The organism is Geobacter sp. DSM 9736 (genome assembly GCF_900187405.1).
Lineage (GTDB): Bacteria > Desulfobacterota > Desulfuromonadia > Geobacterales > Geobacteraceae > DSM-9736.
Map to the genome: position 1 here is coordinate 3,596,227 of NZ_LT896716.1, position 23,895 is coordinate 3,620,121.

The 23,895-nt window shown below is 53.8% G+C and carries 24 protein-coding genes; 22 read left to right on the plus strand and 2 right to left on the minus strand.

Translation table 11 applies throughout. From position 1 onward, the window contains the following. Nucleotides 1–82 precede the first annotated feature (82 nt). The 18 genes from murC (at nucleotide 83) to CFB04_RS16295 (ending at nucleotide 18,593) form a co-directional block, all read left to right on the plus strand. A complete protein-coding gene (murC, locus tag CFB04_RS16205; protein ID WP_088536360.1) occupies nucleotides 83–1,465 on the plus strand; it encodes a UDP-N-acetylmuramate--L-alanine ligase in 1,383 nt (460 codons plus the stop codon). Beyond that, complete coding sequence (murB, locus tag CFB04_RS16210) at nucleotides 1,462–2,364, plus strand: UDP-N-acetylmuramate dehydrogenase (protein ID WP_369833313.1); 903 nt, start codon at nucleotides 1,462–1,464, stop codon at nucleotides 2,362–2,364. Before murC ends, murB begins: the two co-directional genes overlap by 4 nt. A 28-nt stretch (nucleotides 2,365–2,392) precedes the next feature. Beyond that, entirely contained in the window at nucleotides 2,393–3,325 is a 933-nt protein-coding gene (locus tag CFB04_RS16215; RefSeq protein ID WP_088536362.1) for a D-alanine--D-alanine ligase, read from the plus strand. Between the two features lie 27 nt (nucleotides 3,326–3,352). Then, entirely contained in the window at nucleotides 3,353–4,171 is an 819-nt protein-coding gene (locus tag CFB04_RS16220; protein ID WP_088536363.1) for a cell division protein FtsQ/DivIB, read from the plus strand. Nucleotides 4,172–4,186: 15 nt separating this feature from the next. Further along, nucleotides 4,187–4,408, plus strand: coding sequence for a hypothetical protein (locus CFB04_RS16225; RefSeq protein WP_088536364.1), 222 nt, complete (start codon nucleotides 4,187–4,189; stop codon nucleotides 4,406–4,408). Continuing rightward, nucleotides 4,389–5,624 (plus strand): cell division protein FtsA, encoded by a 1,236-nt coding sequence (gene ftsA, locus CFB04_RS16230; RefSeq protein WP_088536365.1) that lies wholly within the window; start codon nucleotides 4,389–4,391, stop codon nucleotides 5,622–5,624. The genes CFB04_RS16225 and ftsA overlap by 20 nt, the downstream gene beginning before the upstream one ends. Before the next feature lie 206 nt (nucleotides 5,625–5,830). Continuing rightward, nucleotides 5,831–6,982 (plus strand): cell division protein FtsZ, encoded by a 1,152-nt coding sequence (gene ftsZ / locus CFB04_RS16235; RefSeq protein WP_088536366.1) that lies wholly within the window; start codon nucleotides 5,831–5,833, stop codon nucleotides 6,980–6,982. Nucleotides 6,983–7,765: 783 nt separating this feature from the next. After that, on the plus strand, nucleotides 7,766–8,254 hold the full coding sequence (locus CFB04_RS16245) for a hypothetical protein (RefSeq protein WP_088536368.1): 489 nt from the start codon (nucleotides 7,766–7,768) through the stop codon (nucleotides 8,252–8,254). Between the two features lie 94 nt (nucleotides 8,255–8,348). Continuing rightward, nucleotides 8,349–8,792, plus strand: a complete 444-nt coding sequence (locus CFB04_RS16250) for a hypothetical protein (RefSeq protein WP_157698820.1) — start codon at nucleotides 8,349–8,351, stop codon at nucleotides 8,790–8,792. A 100-nt stretch (nucleotides 8,793–8,892) separates the two neighbouring features. After that, complete coding sequence (locus CFB04_RS16255) at nucleotides 8,893–9,537, plus strand: HNH endonuclease (RefSeq protein ID WP_088536370.1); 645 nt, start codon at nucleotides 8,893–8,895, stop codon at nucleotides 9,535–9,537. Nucleotides 9,538–9,547: 10 nt separating this feature from the next. Beyond that, nucleotides 9,548–10,006, plus strand: coding sequence for a hypothetical protein (locus tag CFB04_RS16260; protein WP_088536371.1), 459 nt, complete (start codon nucleotides 9,548–9,550; stop codon nucleotides 10,004–10,006). 123 nt (nucleotides 10,007–10,129) lie between these two features. Further along, entirely contained in the window at nucleotides 10,130–11,077 is a 948-nt protein-coding gene (locus tag CFB04_RS16265; RefSeq protein ID WP_088536372.1) for a tetratricopeptide repeat protein, read from the plus strand. A gap of 144 nt (nucleotides 11,078–11,221) precedes the next feature. Then, entirely contained in the window at nucleotides 11,222–14,878 is a 3,657-nt protein-coding gene (locus CFB04_RS16270) for a metallophosphoesterase (RefSeq protein ID WP_172825520.1), read from the plus strand. Between the two features lie 102 nt (nucleotides 14,879–14,980). Continuing rightward, on the plus strand, nucleotides 14,981–15,460 hold the full coding sequence (locus CFB04_RS16275; RefSeq protein ID WP_088536374.1) for an SHOCT domain-containing protein: 480 nt from the start codon (nucleotides 14,981–14,983) through the stop codon (nucleotides 15,458–15,460). A gap of 165 nt (nucleotides 15,461–15,625) precedes the next feature. Beyond that, nucleotides 15,626–15,913, plus strand: a complete 288-nt coding sequence (locus tag CFB04_RS16280) for a DUF2277 domain-containing protein (protein ID WP_088536375.1) — start codon at nucleotides 15,626–15,628, stop codon at nucleotides 15,911–15,913. A gap of 378 nt (nucleotides 15,914–16,291) precedes the next feature. Next, entirely contained in the window at nucleotides 16,292–16,540 is a 249-nt protein-coding gene (locus CFB04_RS16285) for a type II toxin-antitoxin system CcdA family antitoxin (RefSeq protein ID WP_088536376.1), read from the plus strand. Then, nucleotides 16,540–16,854, plus strand: a complete 315-nt coding sequence (locus tag CFB04_RS16290; protein WP_088536377.1) for a CcdB family protein — start codon at nucleotides 16,540–16,542, stop codon at nucleotides 16,852–16,854. The genes CFB04_RS16285 and CFB04_RS16290 overlap by 1 nt, the downstream gene beginning before the upstream one ends. A gap of 71 nt (nucleotides 16,855–16,925) precedes the next feature. After that, a complete protein-coding gene (locus CFB04_RS16295; protein WP_088536378.1) occupies nucleotides 16,926–18,593 on the plus strand; it encodes a radical SAM protein in 1,668 nt (555 codons plus the stop codon). 149 nt (nucleotides 18,594–18,742) lie between these two features. Here CFB04_RS16295 and CFB04_RS16300 read toward each other — a convergent pair whose 3' ends face one another. After that, the gene (locus CFB04_RS16300) at nucleotides 18,743–20,023 is read right to left on the minus strand and encodes a diguanylate cyclase (protein WP_088536885.1); all 1,281 of its coding nucleotides are present in this window, start codon (nucleotides 20,021–20,023) and stop codon (nucleotides 18,743–18,745) included. 50 nt (nucleotides 20,024–20,073) lie between these two features. After that, nucleotides 20,074–21,432 carry a polynucleotide adenylyltransferase PcnB gene (pcnB, locus tag CFB04_RS16305; protein WP_088536379.1) on the minus strand — a complete coding sequence of 453 codons (1,359 nt, stop codon included), beginning with the start codon at nucleotides 21,430–21,432 and terminating at the stop codon, nucleotides 20,074–20,076. A gap of 93 nt (nucleotides 21,433–21,525) precedes the next feature. On the opposite strand from pcnB, the gene CFB04_RS16310 reads away from it, so the two are divergent. From CFB04_RS16310 to CFB04_RS16325, 4 genes are all read left to right on the plus strand, one after another. Beyond that, nucleotides 21,526–21,942, plus strand: a complete 417-nt coding sequence (locus tag CFB04_RS16310; RefSeq protein ID WP_088536380.1) for a hypothetical protein — start codon at nucleotides 21,526–21,528, stop codon at nucleotides 21,940–21,942. A gap of 83 nt (nucleotides 21,943–22,025) precedes the next feature. Further along, nucleotides 22,026–22,382 carry a nitrous oxide-stimulated promoter family protein gene (locus CFB04_RS16315; RefSeq protein ID WP_088536381.1) on the plus strand — a complete coding sequence of 119 codons (357 nt, stop codon included), beginning with the start codon at nucleotides 22,026–22,028 and terminating at the stop codon, nucleotides 22,380–22,382. A gap of 12 nt (nucleotides 22,383–22,394) precedes the next feature. After that, complete coding sequence (locus CFB04_RS16320; protein ID WP_088536382.1) at nucleotides 22,395–23,111, plus strand: ATP-binding protein; 717 nt, start codon at nucleotides 22,395–22,397, stop codon at nucleotides 23,109–23,111. A 173-nt stretch (nucleotides 23,112–23,284) separates the two neighbouring features. Then, on the plus strand, nucleotides 23,285–23,881 hold the full coding sequence (locus tag CFB04_RS16325) for a peroxiredoxin (protein ID WP_088536383.1): 597 nt from the start codon (nucleotides 23,285–23,287) through the stop codon (nucleotides 23,879–23,881). Nucleotides 23,882–23,895 lie beyond the last annotated feature (14 nt).

Genomic DNA, 23,895 nt, shown 5'->3' on the forward strand with positions numbered 1-23,895 from the left:
GGTTAAGGTTAAGGAAGTACTCAACCTCAACCTTAAACTGTGAGCGAAGCGAACGTAAATCTGGCGACCGAAGGGAGCCTTTATGTACGGCAAAATCGAAAAAATACACTTCGTCGGGATAGGCGGCATCGGCATGAGCGGGATTGCGGAGGTGCTCCTGAACCTCGGCTACAAGGTCTCCGGTTCGGATCTGCGTGGCTCCGACATTACCGAGCGCCTCGCTTCTCTGGGGGGGGAAATCTACATCGGCCACAGAATGGAAAACCTCGCCAATGTCGATGTGGTTGTGATCTCTTCTGCAGTGCATGAGGAGAACCCTGAGGTGGTCGAGGCCAGGGCGCGGCTGATACCCGTAATACCGCGGGCGGAAATGCTCGCCGAACTGATGCGCATGAAGTACGGCATCGCCATTGCCGGCACCCACGGAAAGACGACCACCACCTCCATGGTGGCGACAATACTTACCCACGGAGGCATCGATCCGACAATTGTCATCGGCGGGAAGCTGAACACGCTGGGAACCAACGCTAAACTCGGGCAGGGAAAGTTTCTCGTCGCAGAGGCGGACGAGTCGGATGGTTCCTTCCTCAGGCTCTCCCCAACCATCGCCGTCGTTACCAACATCGATGCCGATCACCTCGATTTCTACAAAGGGGGGATCGAGGAGATAAAGGATACGTTCGTCGACTTCATCAACAAGGTTCCATTCTACGGGATGGCAGTCCTCTGCCTCGATGACAGGAACATAGCGACGGTCATTCCGCGGGTCAAGAAACGGTTCGTAACCTACGGCATGTCGTCCCAGGCCGACCTTAGAGCGACCCATATCAGGCTCGAAGGTGGGACCACCAGCTTTACTGCTCACTACAAGGGTTACCGTATGGGGGACATCTCCTTCCGGATGCCCGGCGTTCACAATGTTCTCAACGCCCTCGCCTGTACGGCGGTAGCTATGGAACTGGACGTCCCCTTCCCGCTGATTCAGGAGGGCTTTGCGAAGTTCGGAGGAGTGGGACGCAGGTTCCAGGTAAAGGGGGAGCCTGACGGGATCATGATCGTTGACGACTACGGTCATCACCCGGTGGAGATCCGGGCGACTCTGGCAGCCGCCAAACGCGGTTGGCCCGAGCGGCGGCTGGTCGTGGCATTCCAGCCGCACCGGTATACGCGGACGCACGAACTCTTCAACGATTTCGTGAAGTGTTTTTACGATGCCGACGTGCTCGTGCTGACCGACATCTATGCTGCCGGAGAACCTCCCATCGAGGGGGTGAGCAGCGAGAGCCTGGTCACTACAATCCGCCAGCACGGCCAGCGTGACGTCACCTATATCGCCGACAGGGAGGAGCTTCCGGAGTATTTCGCGGGTGTCGTGAAGCCGGGAGACATATTCCTTACCCTGGGCGCGGGGAACATATGGCAGACGGGCGAGGCGCTCCTGGAGCGCCTTCAGGGAGCGCAGTGACGAGCGAGCTTGAGCGGGAGCTTCGGAGGGAGTTCCGGGGAGAGCTCCTGGCCGGCGAGTCTCTCGCCCGGCATACTTCGCTGAAGGTCGGAGGGCCGGCCGATCTCTTCGCCATTCCGGCTGACGAGGCAGACCTCCTCATCCTGATGGCTTTCATATCCGCCGCAGGGAAAGCCTACTTCGTGATCGGCGGCGGCTATAACCTCCTTGTACGGGATGGAGGTTTTCCCGGGGTGGTCATATCGCTCAGGAAACTGGATCGCCTCGAATATCTGAAGGATGGCTGCATCACGGCCGGAGCTGGAGTCGGCAACCTGCCGCTGGCCCGTTTTGCTGAGCAGCATAAAAGGACGGGACTAGAATTCATCAGCGGCATCCCGGGAACGGTTGGCGGCGCTCTGGCGGTAAATGCCGGCGCCCATGACGCGGCGCTCCTGGACCGGGTAGTAACCTTGACCACGCTCCTTGACAGGAAAAAAAGAGTAAGGGCACGGGCCGAACTGGAATACGGCTATCGCTTTCTCAGCCTCGAACCGGGAGAGATCATACTCGGGGCCAATTTCCACGCTCCGGAAGGAAAGAGGGAAGAGATCAGGGAGCGTATGTCGGCATGCCAGGCCCATCGGCGGTCCGCTCAGGCGGTAACACTTCCAAACGCGGGCTCCTTTTTCAAGAACCCCACAGGAATGCAGGCCTGGCGTCTGATTGACCAAGCCGGATTGCGGGGGGCGAAGGTTGGGGGGGCTCAGGTCTCGGAAGCACATGCCAATTTCCTGGTGAATGCAGGCGGAGCAACGGCGGCTGACTTTATCCAACTGGCAGCGCTGATCAAGGAGAGAGTAAAAGCGCTGCTGGGGGTAGAACTTGAAGAGGAAGTGCGGATCGTAGGAACTGATTGAGAAAGTCTGCGTGCGGAGGAGCACGATTATGGGCAAGGAATACATGAAAGAGAAGAAAATCGGAGTGCTGATGGGGGGGCTGTCGGCGGAGCGGGAAGTGTCGCTGAAGAGCGGAGCCGCCGTTCACAAAGCCCTCATCGCCCGGGGCTACGACGCCGTCGCTATCGACGTGGGGCGCGACCTTCCCCAGGCCCTCGTAAGGGAGGGGGTAGAAGTCGCCTTCATATGCCTGCACGGCCGCTATGGCGAAGACGGCACGGTTCAGGGGCTCCTTGAGCTGATGGACATTCCCTACACCGGATCGGGATTGCTGGCGAGTGCGCTAGCCATGAACAAGGTTTACGCCAAGCGAGTATTTGCGGCAGCCGGGCTCACGGTTGCTCCGTACAAGGTGTTCCGCCGCGGCTGGGCCTTCAGGCCCGATTCTCTGGGATTTTCTCTTCCGGTGGTGATCAAGCCCTCTCAAGAGGGGTCTTCTGTCGGTGTTTCCATCGTACGGGAGCCGGACCAGGCTGCCGAGGCGCTGAAGCTTGCTTTTTCGTACGATGACGAGATCCTCGTGGAACAGTTCATCAAGGGGCGCGAAATACAGGTGGGAATTCTTGAGGAACGTGCTCTCGGAGCAATAGAGATCGTGCCGAAGCGCGAATTCTACGACTTCGAGGCGAAGTACACGGCCGGGATGGCGGAGCACATCCTGCCGGCACCACTTCCTGAAGATCTCTACGCCAAAGTCCTCGCTGCAGGTGAAGAAGCTCATCGGGCGCTGGGATGCAGCGGATACAGCAGGGTCGATTTCCTCGTGACCGAAGAGGGGGAGTGCTACCTCCTGGAGGTGAACACACTGCCGGGAATGACGGCCCTGAGCCTTCTGCCGGAGATCGCCGGCGGGGCGGGGATCGGATTTGAAGATCTTGTCGAGCGCATTCTTACGTCGGCTTCACTCAAAATAAAACTGTAGCGGCTGTGCCCGCGTTTACGGATATAAATGCGCGACCTTCGTCAAAAAAATCAGAAACCTGTCAGCCGGAATAGGGTCAAGCGGGAACGTATCCCCATCGACTACCGGGGCATCCTGAAAAAAGGGGTGCGGTTCATCCGATGGGCGACAGTCGTATCTCTAGCGGTCCTCGTGGTGTACGAAGTTTATGGGGTGGTGGCGCGCACCACCTTCCTCAGGCTGGAGCGGATCGAGGTGAGCGGCCTGAAGCGACTTACCCGGGAAGAGGTGGTTACTCAGGCGGGGGTGAAGGTCGGCGACGGGATGCTGGGTCTGAGGCTGCGCCGGATCGGAGAGCAACTCTCCAAAATCCCATGGGTGGATAAAGTCCGCGTGAGGCGCTACTTCCCCGGGAGCCTGATTGTAGAGATCGCAGAGCGGGAGCCGCAGGCGATAGCGCACATGGGTTACCTCTACTACCTGGACAAGGGGGGGGAGCCGTTCAAGCCCCTCACGGTTGGCGACTCCCTCGACTACCCGGTGATTACGGGGGTGACCGAGGAGGACATGGCCCGGGACCCGGCGGGGAGCCGGGAGGCGCTCAAGGGAGCACTCGACCTGATAGCGATTCTGAACGAAGGTGCGGCCCTCAAGATGGACGAAGTGTCGGAGATCCACTTCGACAAAGGATTCGGGTATACCCTGTTCGCTCTCCAGAACGGCGTGCCGGTCAAGCTCGGGAACGGCCAGTACAGGGAGAAGCTCCAGCGGCTTGCACGCATCTACCGAGAACTGCAGGCACAGTTACCGAACGTCGAGTATGTCGACCTAGACTACGGCGACAGGATCATAGTGAAAAAATCGTAGCCAGGAGGGGGGATCATGGCGGGAAAACGTGGGAGTGTAATAGGTGGAGTTGATTTCGGAAGCACCAACGTCTGCGCTATTCTCGGCAATTTCACCGCAGACGGTCTCGACATCGTCTACAAGAACCTTCAGGCGCGCGTTCTCAATTTCGAGCATGTCGATCTCGGTCTGAGCGACCGGGGCGAGGTACAAAAGGCAACACTTAAAGGGGGGAAGTATGTCCGGCAAAAGGGATAATCTGATCGTAGGACTCGATATAGGAACCACAAAGATCTGCGCCATAGTCGGCAATGTCACTGAAGAAGGCCTTGATATCGTCGGCATCGGCACGAGCCCGTCCCGCGGCCTCCGCAAGGGTGTTGTGATCAATATCGACAGCACCGTCGCATCCATCCGGAAGGCGGTCGAGGAGGCCGAGCTGATGGCCGGCTGCGAAATCAGGTCGGTGTATGCCGGAATAGCGGGGGGGCACATCCGGGGGCTCAACTCCCAGGGGATCATAGCGATCAAGAATCGGGAAGTTTCTCCGGAAGACGTGAAGCGGGTCATCGAAGCTGCAAAAGCCATCGCCATACCGATGGACCGCGAGGTAATACACATACTTCCGCAGGAATTCATCATCGACGATCAGGACGGCATCCGTGAGCCGCTCGGCATGAGCGGGGTCAGGCTCGAAGCAAAAGTCCACATCGTCACCGGCGCAGTGGCAAGCGCACAGAACATCATCAAGTCGTGCAACCGGGCAGGCCTCGACGTTGCCGACATCGTCCTGGAGCAGCTGGCTTCGTCAGAGGCAGTTCTTTCCGCCGATGAAAAGGAGCTTGGAGTGGCGCTGGTGGATATCGGCGGAGGTACCACGGACATCGCCATCTTCGTTGACGGTGCGATCAAGCATACCTCGGTCCTTTCGCTGGGCGGCAACCACCTCACCAACGATATCGCCGTCGGTCTTCGAACCCCGATGGCCGAAGCGGAAAAGATCAAGCAGAAGTACGGCTGCTGCCTGGCCTCGCTGGTAGGTAAAGATGAAACCATCGAAGTCCCAAGCGTGGGGGGCAGAAAGCCCCGCGTCCTCTCCCGGCAGCTTCTTGCCGAGATCCTGGAGCCGCGGGTCGAGGAGATATTCACCCTCGTCAACCGGGAGATAGTGAAATCCGGCTTCGAGGATCTGATAGCGTCGGGCATCGTCATCACCGGCGGCAGCACGATCCTGGAGGGGATGCCCGAGCTCGCCGAGCAGGTCTTCAATCTTCCGGTGCGCAGGGGGACCCCGCAGAACCTGGGGGGGCTGGTGGATGTGGTCAACTCCCCGGTCTACGCCACCGGTGTGGGTCTCGTCGTCTACGGGAGCAAGAATGTCGGGATCAGCGAGTTCCCTACCACCCAGACCGATGAAAACCTGTTCAGGAGGGTGAGTAGGAGGATGAGGGAGTGGTTCGGGGAGTTTTTCTAAATGTGGAGGGAGGTTGTTGAAAAACAGCCATCTCGCCGCCGTCCTCGAAAGCCCCTTTGTGCGGCGTAGCGCTGCTACGCCTCCGCACGGGCTTTCTGTGGGTGCGACGATCTGACTGTTTTTGAACAACCCGGAGTAATGCTGTTCTTAATCACCTTGTGTGTACTTACTACTGAAGGCAATGAAAGGAAAAGGGGGAAGCGGACATGTTCGAATTTGATGAAAGCATTGACCAGAGCGCGAAGATCAAGGTTGTCGGCGTCGGAGGGGGCGGCGGCAACGCAATCAACACGATGATCGCCAGCGAGATTAACGGCATCGAGTTCATTGTGGCAAATACCGATGCCCAGGCGCTGCGGATGTCGAAGGCACCCGAAAAGATCCAGATCGGCGGGCAGCTCACCAAGGGCCTTGGTGCCGGGGCGAACCCGAACGTCGGCCGTGACGCGGCCATGGAAGACCGGCAGAAGCTGGCGGAAGTCCTCAAGGGCTCCGACATGGTCTTTATCGCATGCGGAATGGGTGGCGGCACCGGTACCGGCGCTGCACCGGTCATTGCCGAAGCGGCCCGCGAGATCGGTGCGCTAACCGTCGGCGTCGTGACCAAGCCATTCACACGCGAGGGGAAGCAGCGTCTGGCCAAGGCGGAAGAAGGGATCAGGGAGCTGAAGAAACACGTAGACTCCCTCATCGTGATCCCCAACGACCGTCTCCTGGGCCTCGCCGGCAAGTCGATGTCCATAGTAGACGCCTTCAAGCCTTCCGATGACGTACTTCGCCAGGCCGTTCAGGGCATTTCGGACCTGATCACCACCTCAGGCATGATCAACGTCGACTTTGCCGACGTGAAGGCGATCATGGGTGAGCGCGGGATGGCAATGATGGGAATCGGCCTCGGTGCCGGGGAAAACCGAGCCGTCGATGCGGCTACCCGCGCCATCTCCAGTCCGCTCCTGGAAGATATCGACATTTCGGGGGCCAGAGGCGTTCTCGTAAACATCACCGGATCTTCCAGCATGACCATGGATGAATTCGATGCAGCCAGCCGTATCATCCACGAGAAGGTGCATGAGGATGCCAACATCATCGTCGGCCTCGTTATCGACGAAAGTCTCGGCGAGCAGATCAAGGTAACCGCGATTGCAACCGGTTTCGGCGATCGGTTCGATATGGAGAGGCCCCGTGAAGAGGTGAAGAAGCCGACTCCCTTCGTATCTCGTCAGGAAATCAACCGTGAGATACCGACATTCATCCGCGAGCGGAACCAGCGTGAGACCATGGTTCGGCAGCGGAGCTTCATGATGGATGATGAGGAGCAATACGATATCCCAACGTTCCTCCGCAAGTCGGTCGATTAAAGGAGACGCCGCTTTTCGTCCAGCTCCGCGTTGCGTCTTCGTCGCTCCTTGTGCGGCGTAGCGCTGCTACGCCTCCGCGGGCTCCTTGCTGCGCCTTGATCTGAACGAAAATCGACGCTCCTGCACCATTTTGGGTTGTTTCAGACCAAAAAGCTTTTCTTTCCGCTTCCCCAAGCGTCAACCGGTGGCGGTTTAGCCGCCACCAAGGCTTTCAATCCCCGGCCTCCATTCCCCCTCCAGGGGGCCGGGTCTTTTTTTCTCCTTCCATTATTGAATTGCCCCATCACGTTGTACGTGCCGGCACCGCTCAATCTTCCTCTCACTGAATCTTAATAAATTCTTGTGAAAGTACTTCTCTAACGCTATCATCCCTGAAATTGTGCAGGCAAATGTCGAATCGGATTCGGAAATGGTTCATACATAAGGTCCATTTCCTGGAAATCCTTGTGCTAAATACATGGGCGGCCAGCGCTGACCAATTCCCCCTGGATTGCAAGAGGCAAAGCACTTTCAGGATCAAGCAAAGTTACAGGGTGGGCAAGTGGGATCGGCAAAAAGCGGTGGCGCTACTATATGGTGCTCTCGGGACAAGGCTGTAAAAGCTTATAGTATTATAAACCTTGAAATGAGCCATCACCATGCAAGGTTTATAGATATAGAAATTTGGCAGGTTTATACATATATAAGCTTGTTTATAATAGTATAAACTTGTTTATAGATGTATAAACCAGCCTCTAACTGCTCAATAACGAGTTGAGTGAATAAGTAAAGGAGAAGGTCAAGATGAGTAAAGAAGCATCAGCGACGTTAATTGCTGCAGTCATTGCTGCTGTTGTGAGTGTAATAACATTGGCAGGTACATTGGGCATTGGCTATTGGCAATCCACCCAACTCAGAAAAGATACTTTTCAACTTGCTGCATCTGAAAGGCGGCTGGAAGCGGCTCAAGGCTACTATAGAATCACCTTCAGGTGGATGCGCAATCAAAACAACCTTGATAAGTTGAAAAGAATCGAAAAAGAACTGGATGAATTTCATCAGTCGCATGCTTTATATCTTACGACTGAAGGTCGCAAAAGAATGAACGTGATAATTACTTCAATGTGGTCCATTACTCGTCCCAAAGGCAAGTTACTCCAAAATGATGACTTGAAGCAGAAGGTCCTTGATGTTTCCAAGCATATTCCCTCCTTCCATGAAGAATTGATTAAAAGCGTGTGGCTAGAAATGGACCCAAGGGACAGTGAATTATACAAAATAAATGGTCTTTAAATGAACAAATAAAAAATAATTCCAACCATCGGCAAGACCGGCCCGATGTGCCGGTCAGCCTCAGAACGTTGGGTGATTAAAAGATGAGGGAACAATGAGACATCTACTAGCCCTTTCAGCGTTGCCATTCTTACTTACCGCTTCCGCTTGCTCTGGAACTGCAATGAAGACAATAAAAACAAAAGGGTGTGGAGGAATTACAGGGGGTTGTCGAGGGTACGAGATTCACAGCGATGGCACTGTTTTCCAGACACAAACTGAACTAAGTGATTTTGGACCAAAAGAAAAGAAAATAGAGATTTGTAAAGATCGTAAAATAGCAGACCTGCTTTTCGAGAAGCTAAATAAGATCAAGTTCACGGACATACAAATGAACGAAGTCGAAAACATTACAACGTATATTTTGTTGGAGTCTGAGGGGCGCAGGCATGAAGTGTCGTGGTGGCAGAAGAATGAGTCGACAAAGGCCTTAGATGACTTTTGGGAAGAGGAGTTGCGACTTCTGCGAGAGTCTAATTGTTTGAACGGGCCACGGTAAAGCGGCATCCAACAAAGCGTGGCAGACAGTCTCCGCTACGCTCCGCAGCTGCACTCTCACCCGTTACCCTTAAAAGTAAATTAGAACCGGATGAGACTTTATGACGTTTGCTGACATTTCATTCATTATCGGAGCCATTGTCGTCTATGGTATCTATGACATCTGTAAGAGCCAAAAAGCTAATGAAGCAAAAAGTAAAAAGGAGGCCGAACAGAAGGTAGCTCACGAGAAGTTCATGGTTGAGTATGAGGCAAAACAACGTGCAGCAATAAAGGAAACAAAATCTCATCAAGAAAGGCCAGACGACTGGGAGCTGAGGAAATCTTATATACTGAAGAGAGATGGCTACAAGTGTGTAAGGTGTGGAAGCTACCAGAACCTACACGTACACCACAAAATCCCCGTTTCGGCACGTCCAGATCACTCTGAAAATAATCTGATTACTCTATGCATTCGATGCCACGGAGACCAAGGCGGACCAGGTCATAATAGCTTGGTGCCTATGTCTGTCGGTAAACAATGTAGCAAGTACAGCTTCCAGCAAATAAAGGGCAGAAAGGAATATAAGTGTGATTCCTGCGGCGGAAGGATTATAAGCGGACAGCACTCGTATAAAAAGAGCTATTGGTATCGAAGTGTTAAATACAGCTCAAACAAAATTCCAGACAATACAATTAGAATCTGTGAAGACTGTCTGTTGAGCTTCAATGATTATTCAGACAAAATCATGAGACAACCTCGTTAGAGGAGTTAAAATGCCTGAAAAAAATATTTTGTATGCGCTCCTGGGATTTCTCGTCGGCCTAATCGGCTCGCTATTTATTGAACGCAGTAAGCAGACACGCCAAAGGATGGCGATACTTGATGTTGTAGAATGGCAGGTACAATCGTTGATCGATGCCTGTGGCGAGGCTGCTAAGAGAAAGCAATGGGACTCATCCAATGTAGAGAGCTTCGCCAATTTTCTTCATGCAACGTATCTTCGGCAGCCAGACCTCGTGTTGGCGATTCGAACGATTGAAGGGCGACAAAATCTAGCAAATGTCTACGCAGAGGTTACAGGACTCCTCGGGTTGATAACCTTTTACCGATCTGACGCTAGCAATGCATCTTCTGCAATTGGTCCTGGGACATATGAAGGATTCTCCGAACGCTGCGAAAGAGCGCTGGGATTGATCAGGCAGTCTCGGAGGCGCTGGCAAATCCTTGGCTAACCATCGGCAAGACCGGTCCAAAACCCGCCCGGTCAGCCTCAGCACCGTTGGGAGGAGAGATTTAAATTAAGGTGCGTATTAGGCTGGAGATTTGGTAAATGCCGCGGTAATCCTGAGGTGTGCATGAGTATAAAACTATCAAAGGGTAAAAAAATGATTCCTGCAGGCTTCTGGCGACATATGTATAGTTTTTTGTTTTTAATTTTATTAGCATGTGCACCTGTTTCTTTGGTGCTTGGTGCGGAATTAGATCCAAAGGAGACCCAAAAGGACCTTGCAGATGACAATCAGAGGAATCCTGGGAAAAAAGACGATCGAGATGTGCCTAACGATTCGAGAAAGCTTAACGAACTAGCAGAGCTTAGCCGCACTCAAGGCCGTTACCTCCAGGCTGAGTCACTTTACAAACGGGCATTGGAACTCTGTGAGCAGCTCGGGAAACCGGACAATCAAGTGTGTCAGGGCAGAGTTCTGAATAACCTCGGAGGCATGTACTACTCCCAGGGCCGATACAAGGAAGCCGAACCAATCTATAAACGCGCACTGGTGATAGGTGAAGCCGTACTTGGGTCAGAAAATCCCGAAGTTGCCACCACGCTGACCAATCTTGCGTCACTTTATTCAGCTCAAGGCTCTCATGCCCAAGCAGAGCCAATATTTAGCCGTGCCTTAGCAATCACTGAAAAGGCACTCGGCCCAGAGCATACTGAAGTGGCTACATGTCTAAACAACTTAGCACAACACCACATGTCCCAACGACATTATCAACAGGCGGATGTGCTTTTTAAACGTGCATTGGCTATTTATGAAAAGGCACTCGGTAGTTCGACTACTGAAGTCGGAATGATATTAAACAACCTTGCCACGCTATACGCTAACCAAAAACTATACTCAGAAGCTGAGCCACTCTATAACCGTGCATTGGAAATTATCACTAAAAACCTTAATACCTCACATCCCTACCTCGCGTCTATATATGTAAATATGGCTGTTTTGTATAGATCAACGAACCGTGGAAATTTAGCGATTCAGTTTGAGCGGCGCGCGGCAGTGATTCGTACAATGCAATGAGGGCTGTGTCTAGTATTGAGAGCTAAGGCGAAGAATTCCCAACCAGGCAGAAGCAGCGGCCTACGCCGCTGTTCTCCCGAGTCGTTGGACTTTTGACTTCTATTGAAATAAATGAATACAAGATCAGTGTAGGAGATGGGAATAGTGACTACCAAAAATAAAATTAAAGGGCCGTTAGAAAGTGAAGACATTCAGTTCAATCTGCATGGCGTTAAATACGTGCAACCGCTACAAGGGCACATAGGGAGGATTTGGCGCATCGCCTGGTCCCCAAATGGTCGAATCCTTGCGACACCTTCATCAGACAGAACAATTCGACTATGGAATACCGATACTGGTGAAGTGCTTCATACGCTTGAGAGACACGGTAAAACTGTTACATGCGTGGCTTTTGACCCAGAAGGGCAGCTGTTAGCCAGCGGGAGTCAAGACTACACCGTTAAATTATGGGAAGTATCTAGCGGCCGATTGCTCCGCACCCTAAGAAGACATAAGGAGTCTATTTTTGATGTTGTTTTCGGGCCAAAAGGACAACTCGCTAGCTGTAGTATGGACGGAAGCATCATACTCTGGGATATAGTAAGCGGACATGCAAATAAAGAAATGGATGTGAGCGATGGAGGTCTTATCGCGATAGCATTTGATCCGAATAGCGGACTCTTGGCGTGCGGGGGGAACGGCGGTTCGGTAAGGATTTGGAATGATCAAGACAATACTTTACGTTCTTTTGAAGTAATTCCAAGTGGATTTGTGACAGGAATTGCATTTAGTCCTGATGGCAGCAAAATAGCGTGTGTTGGCAGCGAAGGAAATATTAGGCTTTTGGAAGTAGCAACAGGCCAACCTTTACTCACCATAGAAGGGCACACTTCCGGTATTACATCCATAAAATTTTATGCCGATGGACAGCTGTTAGCTGCAAAAGGTTGGGACGGTGTTGTTACAGTTTCGCACTGTGATACAGGCGCTCTGCTTGCCAAAATACCTGCACCTACTGTAGGCACATCAAATCTTTCAGGCATTGCTTTTCATCCCCACATTCCCCTGTTAGCCACAGTCGCTTCAGCACCAGATACATCAGCAAAGTACGCAGACAGAGTAGTCAATATCTGGGAATTAGATGTCGGCTTGCTTCTCGGGCAAACCATAATTCATAAAATTACTTATACAAGTGCCAAAGTTGTCTTAGTCGGTGAGAGTAATGTTGGTAAATCATATCTTGCCCATAGGATAGCAAACGGAACACCACCAGAGGCAGGTGAAATCAAAAGCACACATGGCATGAAGTTTTGGCCACTGGATCCAGAACGTCTCTGTCCAACAGCAAAAGCCCCACTAGGCCAGCGACGAGATGTAGTAATATGGGATATGGGTGGGCAGGAAGAATATCGACTGATCCATCAGCTTTTCCTCCACGATACAACCGTTGCGCTTGTACTTTTTAACCCGATTCGAGGAGTAACCTCATTCAAAGATGTGGAGACGTGGACTAAATACTTGGACAAACAACTTTCAGGCCGCGCTGCGATTAAACTACTCGTTGGAGCCCAAATAGATGAACCATGCAGCGTGATTGACAGTAATGCGGTTCAACGCCTCTGTTCAGAACACGGCTTTGCCGGTTATTTTGAGACTAGTGCCATCTCTGGAAGGGGTATACCTGAATTGTGCGTGGCAACGGCTAGAGCCATTAATTGGGAGAAACTCGGCCTGACTAGTCGCCCAGCACTTTTTCAGCTAATCCGTGATTTTATAGAGACTAAGCGCAAGCAAGGCGATGTTATTCTTTATGTGGCTGACTTGCTTCGCCTCCTGGGAGACCAATTTTCATCAGAAGATGAAAAAAAAGCGGTTAATGCCGTAACTGATCAGCTTGCCACTCAGGGTGTAATTGCTCGCTCACGTGTTTCAACTGGTGAGCCAGTTCTGGTTCTGCAAGTTCAAGAAATCGAGCGTTATGCCGGCTCGCTCATATTGGCTGCTCGCAATAACCCCCGTGGAGTGCCTGCGCTGGAACTGAGGGTTATCGCACAGGCTAACTTTTCGCTGCCAGGAATCGCAGAAGATGATCGGCTCCCGCGCAATCAAGAAAAACCAGTAATGGAATGTACTGTTCAGCTTATGCTAGAGCACGGCATATGTTTTGAGCATGAGGGCTTGTTGATTTTTCCGACACTCTTCGCACCCACATCGTTTACAACAGGGCAAGAACTTCTTCATGCTGTGTCCCTCTATTATGATTTTGCTGGGGCAATCGACAATATTTACGCTTCGCTGGTAGCATGGCTGGTTCTTGCGCAGGACTTTGGTCGGGTGCGGTTATGGCCAGATCGAGCGGAGTTCGAAGTCAAGGATGGCGGCCTTTGTGGCTTACGTAAAGTCGGAAGGCCTGGTGGGTTTGCCCATGTGGACGTATATTTCGAGACTAACACACCCGAACACCTACGTAAGGAATTTATTGATTTTGTTGAGGATCATTTGGCAAGACATGGTGTGGAAATACAGGAGCACCTTGCGATTACCTGCCCCTGCGGACACAGGTTTGAAGAGGAAACTTTAAGGCAACGCATCGTTCGTGGTGACAAAGATGTGGGCTGCCCGGTTTGCGAACTGCGGCACAATCTGACTGAAGGTGCTGCAAAGGCTCGCGAGCGCGATCCAAAGATCAAACAACAAACGTGGGCACTAAGAACCAAAATAGAAAAACTCCGCGAAAAGTCAACGGAACAAGCGGTGCAAGTATTGGAAACAGCAACTAAAACAGAGCATTCCTCAGGGCCAATTCGACTTTTGCACCTAAGCGACCTACATTTCGACGCGACTACCCCTGTTAAGGCACGATTGCAATGGTTGCTAGATGACCTTAAACAAGATGGCGGCATTGATTTCGAGGAACTTGACTATCTCGTCATTACCGGAGATTTTACTGATAAAGCCTGTGCAGAGGGCTTTGAGAAGGCATATGATTTCGCATCTCAGCTTGCTCAAGAGTTCAGCTTATCCGCTGAGCGATGTGTTTTTGTGCCGGGCAATCATGACGTGACTGACCTTGTAGATGCATACTCTCGTAGGAAGGATAGCGCGGGACTGAATGATGGCGAATGGATGCAGGAGGGGAGAATTGTGCTCGCCCGTGATCCGCAAAAGTACCCGCTGCGCTTTAAACCATTTTCCGATGGGTTTTTCCACAAGTTCCTTCAACGACCCTATCCTACTGACTTTTCCGAACAAGGCATGTGTATTCCTTTCTGGGAGTCGGGTATCCAATTTTTGGCACTTAATTCATGTTGGCAGATTGATGAGTTCCATAGAAAGCGCTCGGGTATTAACGTGGAGGCCATAGCACGGGCCGTCAATATGGCTCAAAAGCAGGAGAATGAAGCACGGGAATCAGGGCAACTTGTTCCGGATAAACCCCTTTTGCGTATTGCGTTGTTCCACCATGCGGTTGCAGGCGCGGAGCAAATGAAAGACTTGGATTTTCTTGGTAATTTGCAAAAGAATGGCATCAAATTGATACTTCATGGTGATGTACATAAAATGCATCGTGACCAAATCGGATATTGGCACGAGAAGAGAATGCATGTAGTAGGTTCTGGAAGCTTCGGCGCACGAGCAGTGGACCGACCAGAGGCATCGCCGCGGTTGTACAATGCTATCGAAATTAGTCGCGATTTAAGCAGTGCTCGAGTGCATACAAGGCAGCAAACCAAGCCGGACGGCCCATGGGATGGATGGTATGAATGGCCTGACCCAGATGGCGGCAAGGGACGCCTACCATATTATGACATCAAGTTTTGAATTTCTTTGTAGGCGCTAACTCAAAATAAAAATGTCCAACAATCGGTGGCAGACGGACAAGCCGCTGCACCTCATGCCCGTTGAATAAATAAAAGGAGATGAATGAAAAAATTGGTTATGCTTTTGATTATGGCGTCAACGTCAATCGCAGGTTGTGCAAGAGATTCAGGAGTCGTTCTAGCGAGAGACAGTAAGTCTTTATTTGATGATGCTGTTTGCTCATTTGAAACTAAAACACTCGCAGAGGATACAAGTGGTAGTGAGCAGTACAGAGTTTATCAGCAAGGAGCAACTGGCTTTGTTCCCCCGAGCGTTGTTCGAGAAGAAGTTTATCGGCAAGCACTAAAGTACTGTGAAAACACAGGAAAAGCATTAAAAATACTAAAAGAAACAGCACCGCCATATCAGTATGGCTGCTACCCAAAAGCAGAATTAATTTTTGTCTGCCTTCCAAAATCGAACTCACCCGGATCAGAAGATCTACTCTACACCAGGCTTACAAACCTAAAGAAACTTTTGGATAACGGCACTATAACAAAAGAGGAGTTCGAACAACAAAAAGAAAGAATTTTCAAACAATGAGTGCAGTGTTTGGGCAGTGTTTGGAGTCGAACCAAATTAACTCACTAGAATCACAATATATTTGACCATATCTAGCGCTACTTTTTCCCCTTAGAGCTACCTTTTTCCCATCAAAAGTGAGCCTGTAAGCATCTGTGACGATCAAAACCAATGGAGGTAATTGGTGTGTGCAGGAACATCAAAACGCTGTATAACTTCGATCCTCCAGCAACTGACGATGAGATCCACGCAGCGGCGCTCCAATATGTCAGGAAGATAGCAGGTTTTGCCTCGCCTTCCGCGGCGAACGAAGCAGCTTTCAATCGTGCGGTCGTGGAGATTGAAAGGACATCTTCCGAATTGCTCAGGTCGTTAGTGACTGCCGCTCCTCCCAAAAACCGTGAAGCTGAAGCTGCCAAGGCGCAGGCCAGAGCTGAAAAGAGGTTCCGGCCGACCGGGCCTCCGGAGCGATGAAACCAGCTCACCGCCTACAAGCCGCTAATTCCGAGGACAGCATACTTAATTGTTGCTACTTGACAAGATAAGGTATCATTTCCATCCAACGGACTGGTATCCCTTTTCCCTGAGGCACTGTTCCACAAACTGCTGAAACACTGGATCCGGCTCGTCCGACCGCATCGTTCCCGCGCCCAGCGCAGCAGTGGTCCCCCCCCGGCCCCGCCGATGGCCGCCCCTACACCGGCGTCTCCGGTGATGCGCCTATCACCGCCCCGGTGGCCGCCCCAATCACTGCTGTCTTTCCGGTTGGAGAAGCAAGCGAGTCGAAAAACATTTTGCAATAGAGCTTGAGTGGCGATATCATGCGCATAAGCCATGCGCATTGGAGGTCACATGCAAACGAATTTCTTTGATTCTAACGCCCCTAAAAAATCTACAAACCTTAGCATTAATAGTGACTTGCTTCGCCAGGCCAAGGAACGCCGGATCAATATTTCACAGGCACTGGAACAAAGGCTTGTCGAGTTGTTACGGGAGGAAAAGAGCCTCAGGTGGAAAGAAGAAAACCGCGAGGCCATAGAAGATTACAACCGACGGACTGAAGCTCACGGTACTTTCAGCGACGGCTTGAGGCGCTTCTGATGGCGCAGTTCGATGTATATGAAAATCAAAACCCGGAAACCAAAGCTGCCATCCCTTATTTGCTCGACGTGCAGGCAGACCTCCTTGACAACCTTTCAACGCGGGTAGTTGTTCCGCTCATCACAGTTGCCGCCATGGGCAAAGCAGCCAAACATCTCAACCCTCAATTCAAGATAAAACGAATCACTGTCATCATGTCCACCGCTGAACTGGCCGGTGTCAATCTGCATGTCCTCGGGAACAAAGTCTGCTCCCTCAAAGAGCACAGAGCCGAAATCATTGCGGCCCTCGACTTCCTCTTCACCGGTTTCTAACGCGCAAAACGGTCGCCATCCACCCACTTTTTCTCCTTCCCTTACCCCCATCGTAATGCTACCTTTTCCCCATGTCATGGAAGATCATCGAGAGCTACCGCAAGAGGCTTGCTGCAGAGAGCGGCGCGTACGCCAAGCGTGGCGGGCGGCTTTCCGTATGCCTCGTGTATCCCAACCGCTACCGCACCGCCATGAGCAACCTCGGCTTCCAGACTGTCTATGCCCTCTTCAACGAGCACCCGGAGGTGATCTGCGAGCGAGCTTTCCTTCCCGACGACGATGAGCTGGCGGAGTACCGCAAGGCTGGAACGCCGCTCCTTTCTCTAGAATCGCAGCGGCCGGTGGCGGACTTCGACCTGCTCGCTTTTTCGGTCTCTTTCGAAAGCGACTACCTCCATATCCCGGCCATCTTCGATCTCGCCGGGATTCCCCCCTTTGCCGCCGACCGTGAATCACGCCATCCCCTCGTCATGGCGGGAGGCGCTGCTCTCTTTCTCAATCCCGAGCCTGTCGCCGAGCTGATGGACCTTGTCGTAGTGGGTGAGGCCGAACCACTCCTGCCGGAACTTCTCGCGCTCCTGCTGGAGACGGCGGGGAGTGATCGCCGCTCGCTGCTTGAAAGAGCCTGCCGGCTCTCCGGGTTATATGTCCCTTCATTCTACCGGGTGCTATACGAAGGTCCGGCGGTGGCAAAACGGGAGGAGACGGGTGGGGCGCCGCCGACAGTAGAGCGAAGGTGGGAGCGGGCTCTCGACGAGCACCCCACTCGCACAGTGATTGCTGCGCCCGATACCGAGTTTTCGGATATGCATCTTGTGGAACTTTCGCGCGGCTGCCCGCGGGGGTGCCGGTTCTGCGCCGCGGGATTCATCTACTGGCCGTACCGGCAGCGCTCTCTTGAGGTGATGAAAGAGGAGGCCGAAGAGGGCGTGCTGCGTAAGGAGAAGGTCGGGCTGGTCGGCGCGGCCGTCTCGGATTATCGCGGCATCGGGGAGCTCTCCCGGCACATCCTGGAAAAGGGGGGGAGGGTATCTGTTTCGTCCCTTCGCATCGACGGCCTTGATGATGAGATGATAGAGGTTCTCAAGGCCAGCGGCCACAAAACGGTGGCGCTTGCGCCGGAAGGGGGATCGCAGCGGCTGCGCGACCTGATCGGGAAGAACATCCGGGAGGAGCAGATACTCGCCGCATGCGACAGGCTGATCGGCCACGACATTCTCAACCTCAAGCTCTACTTCATCATCGGCCTTCCGACGGAAACGCCGGCAGACCTGGAAGAGATGATCCGTCTCGTGAACAAGATCAGGGAGCGGGTGGTGGAAGCCGCCCGTGCTAATCGCCGGCTCGGGGAGATCGTCCTCTCGGTAAACCCGTTCATCCCGAAGCCCTTTACCCCATTCCAGTGGTGCGGGATGGAGGATCTGAAATCGCTGGAGAAGAAAGTGCGGCTGCTGCAGAAGGCTGTAGCGGGACTTTCAAATGTGAGGATGCAGGTGGAGAGCCTGAGGGAGGCACAGCTTCAGGCTTTTCTGTCGCGGGGGGACCGCAGGCTTGCCCGATGGCTTGTTCTTTCCCATCAGAACGGGAGCTGGAAGCGGGCGGCGAAGGAGATCGGCCTCGACGTGACGCAGTTCGCGGAGCGGACGATCCCACTTGAGGAGATACTGCCGTGGGGATTTATTGCCGGCGGAGCCGGCATGGAACACCTGAGGCGGGAATACGAGAAGGCTTTTTCGTAGGCGGTTGTTGAAAAACAGCCGTCCCGCCGCCCTCCTCGAAAGCCGCGGTGTGCGGCGTAGCGCTGTTTATGCCCCAGAGGGTACTACGCCTCCGTCGGGCTTTCTGCGGGTGCGACATTTTAAAATGACTGAGTTTTTTCGGTAAGCTGCTAGTCCTTTTCCTCACCCAATAGCACGGCCACCCTGTTTCTCCCTTCATGCTTCGCCTTGTAGAGCGCATTGTCTACCCTCTTCAGAAGAGTACTTATCGTTCCGTCGAGAACATCCCCGATTACGACGCCTGCGCTCACCGTGACCGTTACTTCCGTGGTGCCGTCGCTCACCGGCTCGCTGCTGATGGTGTTCCTCAGTCGCTCGGCCAGCACCACGGCCTCGTCAAGCGTGGTGCCGGGGGCGACGATGAGGAATTCTTCTCCTCCGATTCGCCCGATGACATCGTACTTCCGCAGCGTCTCCCCCATACGTTTAGCTACGTTCTTGAGGACCACGTCGCCGAAGGGGTGGCCGTGACTGTCATTGATCTTCTTGAAGTGATCGATGTCGATGAGGATCAGGCATAGCGGTTCGTCAAGGCGGCATGATCGCTGATACTCCTCGTCGAGCCGCGACATGATCCTTCGCCGGTTCTTGAGCCCCGTCAGCTCGTCCGTAGTGGCCTGCTCCTTGAGATGGCGCTGGACCTGGTCGAGCTTTGTGACTAGCCGCCAGGTGAGGAAGTAGCAGAGCCCTACGAGAAAACCGGTGGTCGCCAGGGCTCCAACGATGAACAGGATCTTGTTGGATTGTTGTTCTTTGATGATCGAGCCGATAGGGACGGTGACGCTCACTGCGCCGATGATGCTTCCGACGTTGTACCCCTGTGTCGTATGGCATTCAAGGCAGCTTCGATCGGCGTAAAGGGGGACGACGTAGCGAAAGACGGGAGTGGCGCCGGTTTTCCTTTCGATGATCCAGGACTCCTTCTCCCCCTGCTCGAACCTGAGAAGTGCTGCCCGCTCCACCTTGTCGGGACCGTTTTCCGGGGAGAGAGGAGTGAGGCTGACTGCGCGGAACCGGGAGCCGTCCCGCCGCTCGCTGATCCGTGACAGTTCCTTGATCATGATGGCATGGTTGCGGACAGTGAATGTCCTGTCCCCGGCCGATATATCCGGGTCGATGTTCAGCTTCCGGAGGTAGATGTTGGATTCGACACCGGGACGCTTTTCGACGTAGACCCCGGAATACTGCAGGTTCCATATCCGCATGTAGGCGAGAAGGTCTACGTAGCTTATGGCCTGCTCGCGGACCCGTTCAAGGATGAGCCGGTTCGTTCGGGTATAGATGATAGCGAAGAGGGAGACGACCAGAAGGGAAATGATAAGGCAGAGACTTATCAGGAAAGCCTTTGCATGGTTGAGGTAAAGAAACGGTTTCGGCCACATGGGGCGCATGTCTGACCTCTTCTGGCGGGACAGGAGCATGCTCCCGCGCTGCTGTTTCCTCAGGAAGCGTTTTGGGGACGGCGCCGGCGCCGTTTCCTGCGGCGTTGACGCCGCGGAGCTTCATCGCCTGCCTGGGGCGTTGCCGTGGGGGGAGTGTCGAGACATTCCCTGGCGTGATCTTCCCACCAGGTAACCGTCTCCATTCCCTTGCCGCAGCTCTCGGCGCGGAAACGGAGAAAAAGGAGAGCCTCGGTAAATCCGGGATGGGTGACGAATGAAGGAGAGCGGCGCCCCGGCATCTTCTGGAACCTGCGCTGCATCGAGAATATCGAGCGTATCAGGACCGCCATCCTGTGGGGGATCAGGACGCTCGGGGAAAGTTCGCCGAGCAGTTCCGCCACCGCGGCATCGATGCTCTGCTGGTAGGGAACTCCCTCTTCCCGGAATCGTGCGCTCTTCTCCTCGAAGTATTGGCCGAACAGCAGAGCGAAGAGCAGAGGGGGGGCTACAGACTCCCCCTGTTGAATTCTGCCATCTATCCAGGCGAGGGCGTGCCCGGGTTCCGTATGCGGAAAATCGAGTGTTTCGAGCTGCAGCCACGCATCGAAATCGGGAAAGAGTGCGGCGGAAAGACCCGTCTGCCGTAGCAATTGCCAGACTTTCGCACCCTCTCCGCAGAGTAGCAGCTTAAGGACTTCCTCGTAGAGGCGGGCAGGGGCTGCACGGCTCATCGTCTCGCTAAGGCTGAGGATCGCCCGCCAAGTCTCCTCCTCGATCCTGAAGCCGAGGAGAGCGGCAAAGCGGATTGCACGGATCATCCTCACCGGGTCCTCGGTGAATCTTTCGAAAGGGTCGCCGATTATCCGGATGATCCCGTTTTCCAGGTCGTGCATGCCCCCGACATGATCGATTATCGAGAAATCCGCGATGTTGTAAAAAAGGGCATTTATGGTGAAGTCCCGCCGATGTGCGTCTTCCTCCGGTGTTCCGAAGACATTGTCCCGGAGGATCATCCCCTCCGTGCTTTTCAGGTGCCGGGGGGGGCGGTGCGTTTCTCGGAGCTCGGCAGGCTCCCCCGATGGAGTTTCCGGCTCATCATCTCCCGGTTGCAGGGAGCGGAAGGTGGCGACCTCGATGATCTCGTCCTGGAAATGAAGGTGGGCAAGCCTGAAACGCCTCCCCACCAGCCGGCAGTTGCGGAAGAGGCGCTTGATCTGCCCGGGAGTCGCATTGGTGACGATATCGAAATCTTTCGGCTCTCGCCCGAGCAGGAGGTCTCTTACGCAGCCTCCGACGAGATATGCTGTGAAGCCGTGATCGCGCAGGCGGTAAAGGACGCGAACGGAGTTGAGACTGAGGGAGCTACGGGAGACAATGTGGTCGGAGCGCGGGATTGTAACGGTGGACGTCGGGTTCATAGTCCTTTGATACCATACAAACGCTTGAGAAGTAAAGGAACCCCCGAGAGCGGGAAAAACTGCTATACTCTACTTTCCGCGAAAGGGGGACCAATGTTCGGATGGCTGAAAAGGAAAAACGATGAACCCGTTTCTTTCGAGAATAACGAGGCTGCTTTCGCTTTTGCGTGCGAAAATTTGAAGTACCGGGTGCTGGCCGAGGCGGTAATTCCGGCTCTTGTGCTGTACAGCGGGAAGCGCGGCGACGAGGGGGAGCAGTATTTTCGTCTCAGGCTGGCGGTGCCGGAACGTATGGAGCTGTGGGGCTGCACGCTGAAAGGAGCACCCGCCCTCCCGGAACCCGGCGAACTTGTCGGTTTTCGTGTGGTGCGCGTGGCTACGGATATGCCGGAAGAGTTGAGCGTAGTCGGCTACATCTCCTGCGGACTGGAGCCGATCGTTGCAGGACGCGCGTGGAAGCACCGACGGAGTTACGCCCCCGACAACATAAAGCCGACCGTGCGGTTTTGAACCAGATGAGCAGACTGCCGCTTTTCTCTCATTTTTTGACTCACATCATGTGTTCTCTGCCTGTTGTCGTCTAGTATTTCCCCATGGACCAACTGACCGATCAGCAGATCAATGACCAGAAGGTGCTCTTCGATTTCATCCGGGTCTATTGCCGTGCGAAGCATGCGAGTGTCGAGGCGGCGGAGGTCGAAATCCCGGAGAAGATGCGCCGCTTTTACCGCAAAGGGTTAAGCCTCTGCCCCGACTGCGCGGCGTTGGCCGCCTATGCCCTGGAGAAGCGCAGGAAATGTCCGCTCGACCCGAAACCCTCCTGCAAGCATTGCCGAATCCACTGCTACAGCCGGGAGTACCGCTCCCGCATCAGAGAGATCATGGCCTTCTCCGGAAGACGGATGATTCTGCGGGGCCGGCTCGATTACCTGTGGCACTACTTTTTCTAAAGGGAGCACACCATGATAAGAAAAATAGTTCGTATCGACGAAGAGAAATGTAACGGCTGCGGCCTCTGCGTGCCCGCGTGCGCCGAAGGGGCGATAACTATAGTAGACGGCAAGGCACGTCTGGCTGCGGACAATCTCTGCGACGGCCTCGGGGCCTGCCTCGGGGACTGCCCCCAGGATGCCATTTCCATAATAGAGCGTGAAGCGGATGCATTTGACGAGACGGCGGTGGAAGAACGGCTGAAGGAAACGAAACCGGCTGAGAATCCCCACGCCGCCGCACATCACGGTGGTTGCCCCGGCTCACGCATCATGCAGTTCGAATCGGCGCCGGCTCCGGCTTCCGATGCCGCACCGAAGCAGAGCCGACTTGGCCAGTGGCCGGTGCAGCTGGCTCTCGTTCCTCCGACTGCCCCATATTTTCAGAATGCCGACCTGCTCATTACCGCAGACTGCGTACCTTTTGCCTACGCCGGGTACCACGACGAATTCCTGGCAGGCAAGGCGGTCGTCATCGGCTGCCCGAAACTGGACGACATCCGCTTCTATCGGGAAAAGCTCACGGAGATTTTCCGCTCCTCCTCCATCAGGAGCATCACCGTCCTCAGGATGGAAGTTCCCTGCTGCAGCGGGATAGTCATGGCTGCCCGGGAGGCACTGGCTAGCTGCGGAAAGGATATTCCTTTCCGTGAAGTCAATATCTCGATTCGCGGCGAGATAAAGGAGTAGGGGGGCACTGTCGGGAAATAGCCGGCGCTGCAGGAAATGCGGTTGGCGACAAAAAGGATTATTTTTGTCTTTTATTCGTTGACAAGGGTAACCTCGCCTGTTATGGTTTGCTCCATGAACGGCGTCGCAGCCGCCGAATCATTTCATGCAATCCGGTGAAAGGAGAAAAATCCATGTCCCTCATCACACTCGTTACCCAGGATGCCCCCGATTTCAAAGCCGAGGCAGTCATGCCGGACAATACCTTCGGTGAAGTCACCTTGTCCAGTTACAGGGGAAAGTATGTCATCCTCTTTTTCTATCCGCTCGATTTCACCTTCGTCTGCCCTTCCGAAATCCTTGCTTTCGACAAGCGTCTTGGCGAGTTCAAGGCAAAGAATTGCGAGGTTATAGGTGTCTCCGTCGATTCCAAGTTTACGCATCTGGCCTGGAAAAACACCCCGGTTGACCAGGGGGGGATCGGCAATATCCAGTACCCGCTCGTTCAGGACCTGAACAAGGCCATCGCCCGCTCCTATGGAATCCTGTTCAACGAATCGGTGGCGCTTCGAGGGCTGTTTCTCATCGACCCCCACGGCAAGATCCGTCATGCCATCATCAACGACCTCCCCTTCGGCAGGAACGTAACGGAGGCACTGCGGATGGTGGACGCGGTGCAGTTCTTCGAGGCTCACGGCGAAGTCTGCCCCGCCAACTGGCAGGAAGGGGAAGAGGCGATGAAGCCGACACGGGAGGGAGTTGCCAACTACCTTGCAAAGCATGCGAAGTAAGATCGCAGATCTTC